This is a genomic window from Pseudomonas sp. NPDC088414 (assembly GCF_044753325.1).
Classification (GTDB): domain Bacteria; phylum Pseudomonadota; class Gammaproteobacteria; order Pseudomonadales; family Pseudomonadaceae; genus Aquipseudomonas.
This window is the reverse complement of the sequence record NZ_JBIVMY010000026.1, coordinates 24117-39190: the sequence shown is the minus strand read 5'-3', so window position 1 is coordinate 39190 and position 15074 is coordinate 24117. Positions and strand designations below refer to the sequence as shown.

General features: G+C 62.3%; 13 protein-coding genes. 5 read left to right on the top strand and 8 right to left on the bottom strand.

The annotated features are described in order from the left end of the window. Positions 1-61 precede the first annotated feature (61 nt). The gene (locus tag ACIP8I_RS20145; protein WP_007961298.1) at positions 62-262 is read left to right on the top strand and encodes a hypothetical protein; all 201 of its coding nucleotides are present in this window, start codon (positions 62-64) and stop codon (positions 260-262) included. Between the two features lie 115 nt (positions 263-377). Here ACIP8I_RS20145 and ACIP8I_RS20140 read toward each other — a convergent pair whose 3' ends face one another. Together ACIP8I_RS20140 and ACIP8I_RS20135 are read right to left on the bottom strand one after the other, a co-directional pair. After that, positions 378-1184, bottom strand: a complete 807-nt coding sequence (locus ACIP8I_RS20140; RefSeq protein WP_400763321.1) for a class I SAM-dependent methyltransferase — start codon at positions 1182-1184, stop codon at positions 378-380. Between the two features lie 364 nt (positions 1185-1548). Further along, positions 1549-2451, bottom strand: coding sequence for a LysR family transcriptional regulator (locus ACIP8I_RS20135; protein WP_258675181.1), 903 nt, complete (start codon positions 2449-2451; stop codon positions 1549-1551). A 129-nt stretch (positions 2452-2580) separates the two neighbouring features. On the opposite strand from ACIP8I_RS20135, the gene ACIP8I_RS20130 reads away from it, so the two are divergent. Further along, positions 2581-3597 (top strand): alpha/beta hydrolase, encoded by a 1017-nt coding sequence (locus tag ACIP8I_RS20130; RefSeq protein WP_400763318.1) that lies wholly within the window; start codon positions 2581-2583, stop codon positions 3595-3597. Between the two features lie 177 nt (positions 3598-3774). Further along, positions 3775-5202 (top strand): mechanosensitive ion channel family protein, encoded by a 1428-nt coding sequence (locus tag ACIP8I_RS20125; RefSeq protein ID WP_400763316.1) that lies wholly within the window; start codon positions 3775-3777, stop codon positions 5200-5202. Positions 5203-5401: 199 nt separating this feature from the next. Here the strand turns inward: ACIP8I_RS20125 and ycaC are convergent, their stop codons facing one another. The 5 genes from ycaC to ACIP8I_RS20100 form a co-directional block, all read right to left on the bottom strand. Next, the gene (gene ycaC / locus ACIP8I_RS20120; RefSeq protein ID WP_007961287.1) at positions 5402-6025 is read right to left on the bottom strand and encodes an isochorismate family cysteine hydrolase YcaC; all 624 of its coding nucleotides are present in this window, start codon (positions 6023-6025) and stop codon (positions 5402-5404) included. A 67-nt stretch (positions 6026-6092) separates the two neighbouring features. Next, the gene (locus tag ACIP8I_RS20115) at positions 6093-7931 is read right to left on the bottom strand and encodes an amidohydrolase (RefSeq protein ID WP_400763314.1); all 1839 of its coding nucleotides are present in this window, start codon (positions 7929-7931) and stop codon (positions 6093-6095) included. A 30-nt stretch (positions 7932-7961) separates the two neighbouring features. Then, complete coding sequence (locus ACIP8I_RS20110) at positions 7962-8588, bottom strand: antibiotic biosynthesis monooxygenase (RefSeq protein WP_400763312.1); 627 nt, start codon at positions 8586-8588, stop codon at positions 7962-7964. Then, on the bottom strand, positions 8581-8997 hold the full coding sequence (locus ACIP8I_RS20105; protein ID WP_098964597.1) for a DoxX family protein: 417 nt from the start codon (positions 8995-8997) through the stop codon (positions 8581-8583). Before ACIP8I_RS20105 ends, ACIP8I_RS20110 begins: the two co-directional genes overlap by 8 nt. Before the next feature lie 161 nt (positions 8998-9158). After that, a complete protein-coding gene (locus ACIP8I_RS20100; protein ID WP_400763310.1) occupies positions 9159-10082 on the bottom strand; it encodes a LysR substrate-binding domain-containing protein in 924 nt (307 codons plus the stop codon). 181 nt (positions 10083-10263) lie between these two features. Between ACIP8I_RS20100 and ACIP8I_RS20095 the strand changes: the two genes are divergently transcribed. Continuing rightward, entirely contained in the window at positions 10264-10695 is a 432-nt protein-coding gene (locus tag ACIP8I_RS20095; RefSeq protein ID WP_400763308.1) for a helix-turn-helix domain-containing protein, read from the top strand. A 134-nt stretch (positions 10696-10829) separates the two neighbouring features. Then, complete coding sequence (locus ACIP8I_RS20090; protein WP_400763306.1) at positions 10830-13655, top strand: ATP-binding protein; 2826 nt, start codon at positions 10830-10832, stop codon at positions 13653-13655. Here the strand turns inward: ACIP8I_RS20090 and ACIP8I_RS20085 are convergent. Further along, positions 13611-15068: an ATP-binding protein gene (locus ACIP8I_RS20085; protein WP_400763304.1), complete on the bottom strand. Its 1458-nt coding sequence runs from the start codon at positions 15066-15068 to the stop codon at positions 13611-13613. The two genes, ACIP8I_RS20090 and ACIP8I_RS20085, sit on opposite strands and share 45 nt — an antisense overlap. Between the last annotated feature and the right edge of the window lie 6 nt (positions 15069-15074).

Sequence of the window (15074 nt, the reverse complement as noted above, 5' to 3'; positions counted from 1 at the left end):
CCTGACTGTTGCCAATGGCGTGATCAAGTAAATTGGCGCAAAAACACAAGGGAGCAGAACGTTGAGCCACAAACTCATCAGCCTGGAGTTGCCGTCATTACTCGTAGATGTCGCGGCCATTCGTGAATATCTGAAACAAGTGCTAAGCGATGACGACGATGAAGAGTTGCTTCGAGCCATCGGCTATGTGGCAGAGGCTTGCTCGAACATTCAGAAGGGTCAAACGGGCAAAGTTGGTTCAGATTCTTTCAGCCAGACTTGAGACCTTATCGACGCCTTCGCTGGCAAGCCAGCTCCCACAGGGTGTTGTGCAAGTCCCAAAAAACTGTGGGAGTCTGGCTTGCCAGCGATGAGGCCCGTTGGATCGATGGAAAACTTCAGGCCTTGCTGGCGACCAGGGTGAAGCACAGCGGCATCTGCGCTGGCTGATTCAGGTACTGGTCGTACACCTCTTCCCGGTTCGAATGCGCATACTCCTTGAAGTGCGCGATGTTCAGGCCGGCGGCGATGGCACCGCTGAAAATGGCGCCGAGGGTGTGCACGAACCAGTAGGACTTGGCAGCCTGCTGCTCGACCTTGCCAACGTAGACGATCGGTTCTTCCTGCACGAATGGCTCGGCACGGAAGTAGGAGCTGGTGAGGCGGTACGGGTCTTCGGCGTCGGGGTCGACCATTTCCAGAAACGGATGGGTTTCGTAGATCACCAGTTTGCCGCCCGGTTTGAGGGTCAGCGCGACATGGCGAAAGAACTCGCCGATGTCGGGCATCCAGTTCAGCACGCCGATGGTGATCAGTGCCACGTCGAAGCGGTTGTGCAGTGCGGTCGGCAGGTGATGGATATCGCTTTCGATGAATTCGGCGTGGTGTGGCGAGCGCTGGTTCAACTCGCGGGCCTGTTCGAGAAACGCCTCCGATTGATCGACACCGACCACACTGCGCGCACCGAGGGCGTACAGCGACAGGCTTTCGCGGCCGTTGTTGCAACCGAGCTGAATCAGCGCTTTACCGTCGACGCCGACCTGTCCCAGCAGGCCGTGCAGAGTGTCGTCGAGGCAGGAAAAATCAGCCTGCGAAACGTCGTTCAACAGCGCTTGCCATTCCGCCGATTCACGATGATGGCGAGCAGAATCGTTCCACGCCTGTCGATTGCTGTCGATGGCGGTTTTATTGTCGGGCACTTCCATGGCGCACTCCGGGCGATGCTCGTGATTGAGCGGCCCCGAGTCTAGAACAGCCCGATCAGTACGGTTGTTGCGACTTTGTAAGCCACACCGCCGTTCCACCGTGGGAGCTAGCCTGCTAGCGATGGCGCCGGCACAACCAACATCGTCAGTGCCTGAACCACCGCTATCGCGAGCAGGCTCACTCCTACACGGGTTATGCGGGCAGTTCGACGTTATCCAGTGCCTTGTTCACCACATGCGCAATGCCAACCCGAATTGAAATACACCCAGTGTAGGAGCTGCGGCACGCTGCGATCTTTTGATCTTGCTTCAAAAAAACAAAGTCAAAAGATCGTCCGATCGCGGCCCGAGCCTGCCGCAGCTCCTACAGAGAGTGGGTGGTCGTCGGGTTCAGGCGTTCGCGCAGAAATTCGACCAGCGCCTGCACCGGCCGCGAGGCCTGGCGATGCTGCGGGTACACCGCCGACAGGGTCAGCGGTTCGGGGCGGTAGTCGTCGAGCACTGGCACCAGCCTCCCGTCCTTCAGCGCCGCGCCAACGATGAACGTCGGCAGATAGGTAATCCCCATGCCCTGCACCGCCGCATCACGCAGCAGCTCGCCATTGTTCACCCGCATGCGCCCGGTGACGTTGACCAGCAGCGGCTTGCCCTGCCCCGCGTTGAAGCGCCATTGCACCGAACGACCATGGCCGTACGGCAGACAGTCGTGGCTGTGCAGGTCTTCGGGATTGAGCGGCGTGCCGCGTTCGGCCAGATATGCCGGGCTGGCGCAGTACACCCGTTCGATGGCGGCGATGCGCCGCGCAATCAACGTCGAGTCTTCCAGCACACCAATGCGCAGCGCCAGGTCATAACCTTCGCCAAGCAGGTCCACCGGGCGGTCGCTCAAATCCACCTCCACGGTGACATCACGATAGCGCTGCAGAAACAGCGGCAGCAGACACCCCAGATGCGCCACGGCGAACGACAGCGGTGCACTGACGCGAATGGTCCCGCGCGGCTCGGCGGTCTGCCCGGCGATGCCCTGCTCGACCTGTTCGACTTCGCCCAGCAGTCGCAGCGCCGACTCGTAGTAGCTCTGGCCCAGTGGCGTGACGTCGAGGCGTCGCGTGGAACGGTTCAACAGCCGCACACCGAGGCGCTCTTCAAGCTGCATCAAACGGCGGCTGACGAACTGCTTGGACAGGCCCAACTGATCGGCCGCGGCAGTGAAACTGCCGGAATCCATGACCTGGCAAAAAATACGCATGTCTTCGAACGGGTTCATTGTCACTCTCTGGTAGACAGTCAAACGCTTTATAGCCGCTTTTTCACTTTTCGACAGCTCATTAATCTGTGTTCACGGTTTGAAAACAGCCCGACATAACACCAATAACTTTCGAAAATGGAATTGAGCATGAACATCAAAAAAACCCTGACCGCATCCCTCCTCGCCCTGTCCATCGGCAACGCTTTCGCCGCTGGCAGCCCTGGTGTCGAACACCAGACCCAGGCGTTCCTCGAAGCCCTCGCCGCCGGCGGCGGCAAACCGCTGGAACAACTGAGCCCGAAGGATGCTCGTGCGGTGCTGACCGGTGCGCAAGCGTCGGTACAAGTCGACCTGTCCGGAGTTGAAGTCAGCGACAAGGCAATCAAGGTCGATGGCCAGACGATCAACCTCAAAGTGGTGCGGCCGGCCAAGGTCAAAGGCGAATTGCCGGTGTTCATGTTTTTCCATGGTGGCGGTTGGGTGTTGGGCGATTACCCGACCCACCAACGCTTGATTCGCGATCTGGTGGTCGGTTCTGGAGCGGTCGCGGTGTACGTCGATTACACGCCGTCGCCGGAAGCGCAGTATCCGACAGCGATCAATCAGGCTTACGCCGCGACCCAATGGGTCGCGAAAAACGGCAAGCAGATCGGGGTCGACGGCAAGCGTCTGGCGGTGGCCGGCAACAGCGTCGGCGGCAACATGGCGGCGGTCGTGGCGCTGATGGCCAAAGAAAAGCAGAGCCCGGCCCTGCGCTTCCAGCTGCTGATGTGGCCGGTGACCAACGCGCAGTTCGACGATGCGTCGTACCAGCAGTTTGCCGAGGGCCATTTCCTCACCAAAGGCATGATGCAGTGGTTCTGGGACAACTACACCACCAACCCGGCCGATCGCGCGCAGATCCACGCCTCGCCACTGAACGCCAGCAGCGAACAGCTCAAGGGCCTGCCCGCCGCGTTGATACAAACCGCCGAATTCGACGTGTTGCGCGACGAAGGTGAAGGCTACGCACGGCATCTGGATGCAGCTGGTGTGCCGGTGACGTCGGTGCGTTACAACGGGATGATTCATGACTTTGGCCTGCTTAACCCGCTGAGTCAGATTCCGGAAGTGAAAGCGGCCGTGCGGCAGGCCGCGGCGGAGCTGAAGACGCATCTGAACTGAGGCCCCCTCACTCGCCACACCTGACGGTGTGGCGAGTTTTTTGCCCAACCACATTCTGTGGCGAGGGAGCTTGCTCCCGCTGGGCTGCGCAGCGGCCCCAAGTTTTTGTGAGCGCTGCGCACTCAAGCGGGAGCAAGCTCCCTCGCCACGACAGCGCTCATCATCGTGGAGCACATCATGTCCATCCTCCTCACCCACCCACTGTCCTGGAGCGCCGCCCTGCTGCTGCTCGATGCACTGCTCTGGCACCTCGCCCCGTTCAGGCATCGCGCACCGGGAGTCGGCATTCGCCTGGCGCTGTTTCTGGCGTTCAGCGCATTGATCATAAACGCCGAGATCAGCCCGTTGCAGGCGCCGCTGTTCGCCGATGACCGGGTGATGCAACTGGGCGCAACGGCGCTGGGGATTGTCTGGTGGGTGTACGCTGCGCGGGTGCTCACCGAGGTGATCGGCCTGATCCTGATGCGGCGCATCGGCCACAGCGGTCGGCTGTTGCAGGACGTGATCGGCGCGCTGGTGTTTCTGGCGGCGATCGTCGCGGCCGCCGGCTATGTGCTGGAACTGCCGGTCAAAGGTTTGCTGGCGACTTCCGGGGTGGTGGCGATCGTCGTTGGTCTGGCGTTGCAAAGCACCTTGAGCGACGTTTTCTCGGGGATCGTGCTCAACACCACCAAGCCGTATCAGGTCGACGATTTCGTGGTGATCGACGGTGTCGAGGGCAAGGTCATCGACATCGACTGGCGCGCCACGCACTTGCTGACCAGCACCGGCACCCTGGCCGTGGTGCCGAACTCGGTGGCGGCCAAGGCGAAAATCGTCAATCTCAGTCGCCCGACCAACCTGCACGGGGTTTCGATCAGCATCAAGGTGCCCAATCACATTCGCCCGCGGCGGGTGCTCGACGCCCTCGACCGCACCTTGCAGGGCAGCAGCAGCCTGCTGCTCAATCCGCCGCCCAAAGCCGTGTTGAAAGAGGCCGGTGAAGAGATGTCCGAATACGTTGCCAGCGGCTTCATCAGTGAACTGGGCAAGAAAGGCGAAGTGCGCAATCAACTGTTCGACCTCGCCCACCGGCATCTCGAAGCGGCAGGTATTTCCCGGCACCCTGATGGCGTGATCGAACCCTCGACCCGCGCCCGGGCGTTGCTCGATGAAGTGAAAATCTTCCGCTCGCTGAGTCATGAGGAACGTGATCGCCTCGCCGAATCGATGGTCGCGCAGCGGTACGCGGCCGGTCAGGTGGTGCTGGATCTGGATGAAGTGCCCGACAGTCTGTTTGTCATCGCCACTGGCGTGGTCAGTGCAACCGTGCCCGATGGCAGCGGACAGACCGAGGCCGGGCGCATGGGGCCGAGCGAGGTCATGGGCGAACAGAGCATCCTCGCCGATACGCCGTCGCAAGCGACGTTCACCGCACTGACATCAAGCATCATCTACCGCCTCGACAAAGCCCTGACCCGTCAGTGCATGGAACAGCGCAGCGAAGTCGGCCAGGCGTTGAACAAATTGCAAGCCGTGCGACAGCAGAACAGCCGACTGGCGTTGATGGCCAAACCGGTGGCGGTGCGCAAGGGTGGTTTTCTGGGTTGGCTGCAAAAACGCTAGCCCTGTCAAACAGGTGAACGCCAAACCTTGTGGCGAGGGAGCTTGCTCCCGCTTGAGTGCGCAGCGCTCACAAGATTTCGGGGACTGCTGCGCAGCCCAGCGGGAGCAAGCTCCCTCGCCACAGAGGGTGGTGGATTGCGCCACTTTTTACTGCACATGAAAATGCCCGCAATCAAGCGGGCACTTTCAGTTCAAGCAATTACTTGGCCGTGAACTTGGTGTAGCTGTTGATCAGGTTACGATAGTTCGGCAGGCGTTCGGACAGCAGATGCGCCAGGCCTTCCATGTCGTTGCGCCAGTCGCCTTGCAGCTCGCACGCCACCGAGAACCAGTTCAGCAAGTGCGCGCCGGCAGCCGACATCCGCGCCCACGCCGCTTGTTGCACGGTGGTGTTGAAGGTGCCGGAAGAATCGGTCACCACGAACACTTCGAAACCTTCGGCGATGGCCGACAGGGTCGGGAATGCCACGCAAACGTCCGTCACCACACCGGCGATGATCAGTTGTTTGCGGCCGGTGGCCTTGATCGCTTTGACGAAGTCTTCGTTGTCCCAGGCATTGATCTGGCCCGGGCGCTGAATGAACGGCGCGTCCGGAAACTGCTCGCGCAGCTCAGGCACGATCGGGCCGTTGGGGCCGGCGTCGAAGCTGGTGGTGAGGATGGTCGGCAGCTTGAAGAACTTGGCGATGTCGCCCAGCGCCAGCACGTTGTTCTTGAACTCGTTGGGGGTGAAGTCCTGCACCAGCGAGATCAGACCGGTCTGGTGATCGACCAGCAGCACGACCGCATCATCTTTGTTCAGACGCTTGTAGGGAACGCTCATGGGAAACTCCTTGGGATGGATGTTGCAGGAAGCGCCGTGCCGGTTGGCCGGCGCTTTTTTGTAGGGATCAGAAAGCGAAACAGGAACAGCCGAACGCGCCCCAGAAACCGGCGAAGTCGCTGACCGGTGCGTTCGACAGTCGGGCCTTTTCATGGCTGTGCGCGTGCACCGCGCAGGCACCGACGCACTGGTGCACCTGCGCCTGCAAAGGCGAGTTCGGGCGCCAGTGGCCCGGCACTTTGACCACCGGCGACCAGTCCGGCAGCACGGGGATCGAGCGTGGACCGAGGTCTTCGAAATCGCCGGCGGCGTAGACGATCTTGCCGCCGACCACGGTCAGCACCGACTCGATCCACTTGATCGCTTCTTCCTCGACATGGAAGAAGTCCGCACTCAGCGCCGCCAGATCCGCCAGTTGCCCGACCTTGATCTGGCCCTTGTTGTCCTGTTCCGACGAGAACCAGGCGCTGCCGTGGGTGAACAGTTCCAGTGCGGTAGTGCGTGGCAGACCTTCTTCGTACAAGGCCAGACCACCAACGGTGCGGCCGCTGACCATCCAGTACAGCGAAGTCCACGGGTTGTAGCTGGACACCCGCGTGGCGTCGGTACCGGCGCCCACCGGCACGCCTTCGGCAAGCATGCGTTTGATCGGCGGCGTGGCTTCGGCGGCTTTCGCGCCGTAACGGTCGACGAAGTATTCACCTTGGAACGCCATGCGATCCTGAATCGCGATACCGCCACCCAGCGCCCTCACCCGTTCGATGTTCTGCGGGGTGATGGTTTCGGCGTGGTCGAAGAACCACGGCAGACCGTTGAACGGAATGTCGCGATTGACCTTCTCGAACACGTCGAGCATGCGGCTGATCGACTCGTTGTACGTGGCGTGCAAACGGAACGGCCAGCGCTGCTCGACCAGATGGCGCACCACCGGTTCCAGCTCCTGCTCCATGGTCTGCGGCAGGTCCGGGCGCGGTTCGAGGAAGTCTTCGAAGTCGGCGGCGGAGAACACCAGCATCTCGCCGGCGCCGTTGTGCCGCAGGTAATCGTCGCCCTGGTGCAACTTGACGCTGCCGGTCCAGTTCTGAAAGTCGGCCAGCTCTTCTTTGGGCTTCTGGGTGAACAGGTTGTAGGCGATGCGCACGGTCAACTGGTCGTCCTTGGCCAGTTGCTCGATCACCTGATAGTCGTCGGGATAATTCTGGAAACCACCGCCGGCATCGATCGCGCTGGTCAGGCCGAGGCGATTGAGTTCGCGCATGAACTGGCGGGTCGAGTTGACCTGATATTCCAGCGGCAGCTTCGGCCCCTTGGCCAGCGTCGAGTACAGAATCATCGCGTTGGGTTTTGCCACCAGCATGCCGGTCGGGTTGCCGTTGGCATCACGCACGATCTCGCCGCCCGGCGGGTTCGGCGTGTCGCGGGTGTAACCGGCGACGCGCAGTGCGGCGCGGTTGAGCAGCGCACGGTCGTACAGGTGCAGAACGAACACCGGGGTGTCCGGCGCCGCCTGGTTGAGTTCTTCAAGGGTCGGCATGCGTTTTTCGGCGAACTGGAATTCGTTCCAGCCACCGACCACACGCACCCATTGCGGAGTCGGCGTGCGATCGGCCTGTTCCTTGAGCATGCGCAGTGCATCGGCCAGCGACGGCACGCCTTCCCAACGCAGTTCGAGGTTGTAGTTGAGGCCGCCACGGATCAGGTGCAGGTGCGAGTCGTTGAGGCCGGGGATCACGCAGCGCCCGTGCAGGTCGATCACTTGCGTGGCTGCACCGCGCAGGGCCATGGCCTGGGTGTCGTTACCGACGACGACAAAGCGCCCGTCCTTGATCGCCACGGCACTGGCCAGCGGCTTGCTGCGGTCTACGGTATGAAATTGGCCATTGAACAGAATCAGATCGGCGTTCATCGCAGTTCCTTTCGAGTAGATGAATGGGTGTCAGCGTGACGGCTGTTTGGCGGGGTCGACGTGAGCATGGGCCTGACCGGCTTCCAGCCACGGCGCGAACAACCGGGTCACGCGGGGCATGAACACGTACACCACCGACAGGACGATGGTCAGGGTGATCAGGAACGTGGCAACCACGTAGTTGGCAAGCAGCGGGTGCAGCTTGAGCAGCGGCCCCCAGATCAGCGGCACCAGCAGCGTGTGCGGCAGAATCACCAACAGTGTGATCACCGCTTGCTTCCAGCGCGGCGGCGGCTTCGCGGCATCGGCCAGCGGCGCGAACCAGAATTCGTTGACCGGTGCGACTTCAGTCTGGTCGCCATCGGCGAGCATCGGCGCCGCCTCATCCACCAGCGCCTGACGCTGCGGCGATTCCAGCCACAGCTGCATGGCCTCGGTGGAGCAAAAGCGCAGGACGCAGGTGTAGGTGTCGAGACCGGCCAGCTTGCCGCGCACCACGTCGACCCCGAGGTGGCCGTCGCGCTGCCCGGCGACCCGGACGATGTTGCGCAACCATGCTTCGTAAGGCTGTTCAAACCCGGCCTTGACCCGGTGCTTGACGATCAGGGTCACGGTTTCACCGACCCCCGGTGCTTTTGGACTCAGGGCTTCAGGCATAACGCAGCACTCCGGGCAGACGAACATTGAGCGCCAGGCGTCCCGGCCCGGCGATGAACACAGTGGCGAACAGGATCAACAGCAACCAGCCGAACTGCCCCTCGGCCACACTCCATTGCGGATGCACGACCAGCAGCGCCACCAGCAGAACAAAGAGAATAGGCAAGCAGGCCAATCGCGCCAGCACCCCGGCGACGATCAGTAGCGGACAGAGGACTTCAGCGAAAATCGCCAGGCATAAGGTCAGGTGCGCGCCGAGGTGGAACGGGTCTTCGATCTGCTGCAATTGCGCGTTGAAGTCCAGCAGCTTGGGCAAACCGTGGACCCACAGCAGGAACAGCCCGCCGCTGACCCGCAGAAACAGCAGACCGACATCCTGTGCCTGTTCATCGTGTTGTGATGCGCTCATGACCCTACCCTCTAATCCTTATCGGGTTGAATCATGCTCCTTGCAGGCGCAGGAAAATTGCATGGATGTGCTGTAGGAGCTGCCGCAGGCTGCGATCTTTTGATCTTCAACAACAAAATCAAAAGATCGCAGCCTTCGGCAGCTCCTACACGGAGAAGATGTCAGGCGGATGGGATATCCAGCGGCGCCGCCATGAACTGGCTGATTCGCGAGCGCAGCCAGCGCTCGGCCGGGTCGTTGTCATGCACCCCGCTCCAGGCCATCGACAGCTGGGCGGCGTCGATCGGGAACGGTGGATCTTCAGCGCGCAACGCGCAGCCTTCGACCAGCGCACACGCGGCATAGTCCGGCACGGTGGCAATCATTTCAGTGCCGGCGAGCAGCGCACGCAAACCGCTGAACTGCGGCACGCCGAGCACCACGCGCCGACGCCGGCCAACCTTGGCCAGATCCAGGTCGATGTTGCCGCTCAGGTCGCCGGAGAACGACACCATCGCGTGCGGGCGCTCGCAGTATTCGTCCAGCGTCAGCGGCCCGGGGCGATCATCACCTCGCAGCACTTTGCAGGGAATGTCGCGCAGTTTTTTGCGCTTGGCGTTGGCCGGCAGATCGGTGGTGTAACTGACGCCGACCGAGATTTCCCCGGACGCCAGCAGCGCCGGCATCAGCAGATAGTTGGCGCGCCGTACCACCACAACGATGCCCGGCGCCTCTTGCTGGAGCTGTCGCAGCAGCGGCGGAAACAGACCGAATTCGGCGTCGTCCGACAGGCCGATGCGGAACACGTCGCAACTGCTCGCCGGGTCGAATTCCTTGGCCCGGCTGACCGCGCCGGAGATCACATCCATCGCCGGTTGCAGCTCCTGCAGAATCGCCAGCGCGCGGGCGGTCGGTTCCATGCTGCGGCCGTTGCGCAGCAGCAACGGATCATCGAACAGGTCGCGCAACCGCCCCAGCGCGGCGCTGACTGCCGGTTGGCCCATGAACAGTTTTTCGGCGACGCGGGTCAGGTTCTTTTCGAACATCAGCGCTTCGAAAATCACCAGCAGGTTCATGTCGACGCGACGCAGATCGTTACGGTTCATAGGCTGCAATTCCTTCTAAGACCAGTCGCAAGTGCTGAGCACTTTACCCGATCAACGGCGGTTTGCATCCGGGTCAGGCCTGCGAATTAACAACGATTAACTCGTCAGCCTGCCTCTCCCGTCTTAACAATGAAGGCCTCTGCGCAGCGTTGTTTTTGCCCCCACGACACGGACTTTGGCCATGGCTCTTTTACAGCAATCAGTCGCCCTCGCCCCTGCCAGCGAAACCCGCAAGCCGCTCACCGGCGGCCTCAGCCCGCAACGGGAGCGGCAGGTCAAACAACTGATCCACGAACGCCTCGGAGAAAGCCTGGAAGTGGCCGAGCTGGCACGCGCCTGCTCGCTGTCACGCAGCCATTTCTCCCGGGCGTTCAAGGCCAGCACCGGGCAGGCGCCCCAGGACTGGATCCGCGAACAGCGCATCGCCCGCGCCAAGCTGCTGATCCGCCACACCGGCCTGAGCCTGACGCAGATCAGCCTGGAATGCGGCTTCTGCGATCAGGCACATTTCTGTCACATGTTTACTCGCAGCGAAGGGATCAATCCATTCGCCTGGCGCTGTCAGGTCATGCGTGAAAACAAGGACACCCGGACCCGGTCCATGACCTTTTGAGCGTTACGCAGGCGCCTGGCGTTGCACTGATGGCCAAACCTGAGGAATATGCTGCGATACCTTGCACCCGACGATCTGCATCTTCACGCAGCGTCCATTTGCCAGGATTGCCGCATCACCGCAGGAGTGTGCTGTTGAGTCTTTCCCCGAATCAGGCCATCGGCTTCGGCCCCTATCGGATCTACACCGGGCAGCGGCTGGTCATGGAAGGTGACCAGCCGCTGCGTCTGGGTCGGCGCGCCATGGATATTCTGCTGATGTTGCTGGCGCATGCCGGGGAAGTGGTGAGCAAGCAACAACTGCTCGCCGGTGTATGGCCGGACAGTGTCGTCGAGGACATCAATCTGCGGGTGCACATGGCCGCCCTGCGCAAGGCGCTGGGCGACGGTCAGGCCGGCCAGCGCTATATCGTCACCGTGGCCCAGCGCGGCTACAGTTTCGTTGCCCCGCTGACGGTGCAAGCCAACGGACAGCGGCCGCTGGAGGCGGCTCCCGGTCGCCACAACTTGCCGCTGCGCCACACCCGGATGATCGGTCGCCAGCCGCTGGTCGACAGCTTGATGCAGCAACTGCCACGACAGCGCTGCATCACTCTGGTCGGCCCCGGTGGAATCGGCAAGACCACCGTCGCCCTGCGCGTCGCCGAGCAGTTGCTCGGACGCTATCGCGACGGCATCCGTCTGCTGGATCTGGCGCCACTCAACGACCCGGCGCTGATCGGTTCGCAACTGGCTACCCTGCTGGATCTGGCAGTGCACGACGGCGATCCGCTGGCAGGGGTGAGCAACCATTTGCGCGAGCGCCAGATGCTGCTGGTAATCGACAACTGCGAACACCTGATCGATGCCGTGGCACTGCTCGTCGAGAGCCTCCTGCGCGGGGCGCCGCAGGTGCACATCCTGGCCACCAGCCGCGAAAGCCTGCGCGCTGAAGGCGAGTTCGTGCAGCGTCTGGAATCCCTCGACTGCCCGCCTGCGACGAGTGTTCTCGATCGCGAACAGGCGATGGCTTTTGCCGCCCTGCAACTGTTTGTCGAACGGGCGATGGTCGCCCATGAACACTTTGAATTGAGCGACGCCGACTTACCGCTGGTCATGGAGATCTGCCGGCGTCTGGACGGTATTCCGCTGGCCCTGGAACTGGCGGCAGCACAGGTCGAAAGCCTCGGCCTGAGCGGCTTGCTGCAGCAATGGCAGGATCAGCTGCACCCACTGGCGGCGGGCAATCACCAGCGCCATGCACGACACCAGACGCTACACGCCACGCTGGACTGGAGTTTCAACCTGCTCACCCCTTGCGAGCAGACTTGCCTGCGCCGCCTCGGGGTGTTTCGCGGCAGCTTCAGCCTGACATCGGCCGCGGCGGTGATCGTCGGTCAGCACATCGACCCCACCCAGGTACTCGCGTCGGTCACGCAACTGGTGGCTAAATCGCTGCTGAATGTGGATGTCGGCGATGAAGAAGTGTTTTATCGCCTGCTCGACACTACCCGCCACTACGCACTGGAAAAACTCGAACACAGCGGCGAACGTGAAACATTTCGCGAACGTCATGCCGAGCGTTGTCTGGCCCTGATGGAGCAGGCGCGGACCGAGTGGGAAAGCACCCCGACCGTGCAGTGGATCGAGCGCTATGCCCGAAGTCTGGAAGATCTGCGCGCCGCCCTCGACTGGAGCTTGCACGGCAACGGCTCGCGCCATCTCGGCATCCGCCTGACGGCGGCGTCGGCCGCGCTGTGGCAAGAGCTGTCATTGCTCAAGGAATATGGCGCTCATGTACGCCAGGCGTTGACCTTGCTTGAAAGCGCCGAACAACCCTGCCCGCGCCTGGAGATTGCTCTGCAACTGGCACTCGGCAGCGCCTGCTACCACACCTGGGGCGGTTCGCCGGAGACCATCAAGGCGTTCACCCAGGCCAATGCACTGGCGCAACAGCACCACGATGTCGCCGGGCAATTGCGCGCTATTTCCGGGCATTTGGCGGTCAATCTCAGTTGCGGGCATTACCAGGCGGCATTGCTGCAAAGCGAACAGTTCGACCGTCTCGGCGGCCACGGCGACCCACTGCTGTCATTGAGCATTCACCGCTTGCGCGTCCTCGCCCTGCACTTCGCCGGCGACCAGCCGCAAGCTCGGGTCAGTGCCGAGCAAGTGATCCAGCGCATGGCCCATAGTGGCTACCGCAACCGCTTTACCCACGGTTTCGGCGTGCAGTACGACCAGAGCGTGGCTTCGCTGACCATTCTCGCCCGTGTTTTATGGCTGCAGGGCTTTGCGGAACAGGCATGGCGCACCGCTCGGCAAGCGCTGGACATCGCCGTGCAGATCAACCACGGCACTTCGATCTGCTACACCCTGGCGCTGGCCAGCTGTCTGATCGCCCATTACAACGGCGATACCAAGACTGCCCGTGAACTGTTGCAGCTGTTGCTGGAGCAGGCCCAGAAGCACTCAGTGCTGCTGTTCTATCGCTGGGGACGGCACTATGCGCAGGTGATCGATGAGCGCCTGGCCCAGCCCGACGCTCCGGCGGATAACGGGCTGATCAAGGAGCTGATGGTCACGCTCGACGCTCGCCATATCGATGACGCGTTGCTGGAGCGGGCGCGCAGTGGCGCGGCAGGTTGGAGCACGGCCGAGGTGTTGCGGGCCGAGGCTGAGCGGTTATTGGCGGATGAGGCGAATGTGGCGGATTGTCCGCAGGGACGCCTCAGCGAGCAGGCAGAACATCTCCTGCAAAACGCTCTCGCGATCGCCCGCTCTCAAGGCGCGCTGGCCTGGGAGCTACGCAGCGCCACATCTTTGGCCCAACTGTGGCAGCGTCAATCACGCCACCGCGAAGCACTGGAGCTGCTGACCCCGATCTATCAGCGCTTCACCGAAGGTTACGCCACCCCCGACCTGCGCAACGTGCGCTTATTGCTCGAGGCGTTGCGTGACCAGTTGTCCGCCCGCGCCTGATCGATTGCGCCCGTTGTACCGGACAAGGCGCTGCAGGTTATCCACCCGTTCAACGCTGGTTTCCCACTGTTCGCGGACATAACAGCGAAGGGTGTTGAGCATGCGGTAGCGCAGCGAATCGCCCCCCCGCTCGATCGTCAACCATGACTTGGTGGCCAGGCGTTCGATCACCGCCTGCAGATGCACGCCGTCAATGACCCGCAGCGCGGCTTCCTCGGTGAAGGCCATCTTGAATACCGACAGGCGCTGCAATACCCGGCGTTCACAGGGGCGCAGATCCTGATAGCTCCAGTCCAGCGCTGCGCTCATGGATTGATGCCGGGGCAGCGCGGTGCGTCGGCCATGACTGAGCAGGCGCAGGCCGTTGTCCAGCTGCGCTTGCAGCCCCACCAGCGCCAGCGCATCGATCTGCGCCGCCGCCAGTTCGATGGCCAGCGGTAAACCGTCCAGCCGCCGACAGATCGCGCACACGGTGTGCAGATCCTGCTCGCGCAGGCTGAAATCGTGCTGCCGGGCACGCGCGCGGCTGATCAGCAATTGCACCGCCGAATAGCCCATGAGCTCGTCGATACTGGTTGGCACCGATGCCTTGGGGAAGGTCAATGACGCAATCGGTTGCAGGGTCTCGAGATTGGCCTGCAGCGGTTCGCGGCTGGTGACCAGTAGCGCCAGTCGCGGCGCCGCCAGCAGCAACCGCTCCACCAGCGCCCGGCACGATTCACGACGCCGCTCGCCGTTATCCAGCACCAGCAAGGCATGACGCGAGGCTAACGTCTCGAACGAGGTGTCGAGGGTGTGCAGCAGGTAGTCGAGCAACGACGGCGCATCCTCGGCAATGGACAGGTCGATGTACCAGACACCGTCGCGGTAATGCTGCAACAGCAACTCGGCCACCCGCAGCGCCACCGTGGATTTGCCGATGCCGGCCGGGCCCGTCAACGTCATCAGGCGACACAGCGGCAATTGCCGCACCAGACTGCCGACCAGCGAATCGCGGCCGATGACCGGGGTCAAGCGTGCGGGCAGGTTGTGTTGCGGCGCCTGCTGGGTTTCGAACACCACTTGCGCGACGCTGTCGCCGTGCACCGGGGCGATAAAGCTATAACCACACTGCGGCACGTTGACGATATAGCACTGGCCGTTCTCACCATCGCCCAACGCCCGGCGCAACGCGGCGATGTGCACCCGCAAGTTGATCTCTTCAACCACACTGTCCGGCCACACCCAGGCAATCAACTGCTCCTTGCGCACCACGCGACCGGCGTGTTCGACCAGCACCTGCAAAATATCGAGGGCGCGCCCGCCCATGCGCAACTGTCGATCCCCGTCGAGGATCAACCGTTGGCGCAGATGAAAGGCGTATGGCCCAAAATACAACACCGATGCAGCGGGTAAGTCGTTGTGGCTGTGCATGCCGTT

Bases quoted from the DNA above. Each gene is read 5' to 3' on its own strand.
- ACIP8I_RS20125 (WP_400763316.1), top strand. From the start codon at position 3,775: ATGTCCATCCTCCTCACCCACCCACTGTCCTGGAGCGCCGCCCTGCTG.
- ACIP8I_RS20100 (WP_400763310.1), bottom strand. From the start codon at position 10,082: ATGAACCGTAACGATCTGCGTCGCGTCGACATGAACCTGCTGGTGATT.
- ACIP8I_RS20110 (WP_400763312.1), bottom strand. From the start codon at position 8,588: ATGCCTGAAGCCCTGAGTCCAAAAGCACCGGGGGTCGGTGAAACCGTG.
- ACIP8I_RS20085 (WP_400763304.1), bottom strand. From the start codon at position 15,068: ATGCACAGCCACAACGACTTACCCGCTGCATCGGTGTTGTATTTTGGG.
- ACIP8I_RS20105 (WP_098964597.1), bottom strand. From the start codon at position 8,997: ATGAGCGCATCACAACACGATGAACAGGCACAGGATGTCGGTCTGCTG.
- ycaC (WP_007961287.1), bottom strand. From the start codon at position 6,025: ATGAGCGTTCCCTACAAGCGTCTGAACAAAGATGATGCGGTCGTGCTG.
- ACIP8I_RS20115 (WP_400763314.1), bottom strand. From the start codon at position 7,931: ATGAACGCCGATCTGATTCTGTTCAATGGCCAATTTCATACCGTAGAC.
- ACIP8I_RS20135 (WP_258675181.1), bottom strand. From the start codon at position 2,451: ATGAACCCGTTCGAAGACATGCGTATTTTTTGCCAGGTCATGGATTCC.
- ACIP8I_RS20140 (WP_400763321.1), bottom strand. From the start codon at position 1,184: ATGGAAGTGCCCGACAATAAAACCGCCATCGACAGCAATCGACAGGCG.
- ACIP8I_RS20130 (WP_400763318.1), top strand. From the start codon at position 2,581: ATGAACATCAAAAAAACCCTGACCGCATCCCTCCTCGCCCTGTCCATC.
- ACIP8I_RS20095 (WP_400763308.1), top strand. From the start codon at position 10,264: ATGGCTCTTTTACAGCAATCAGTCGCCCTCGCCCCTGCCAGCGAAACC.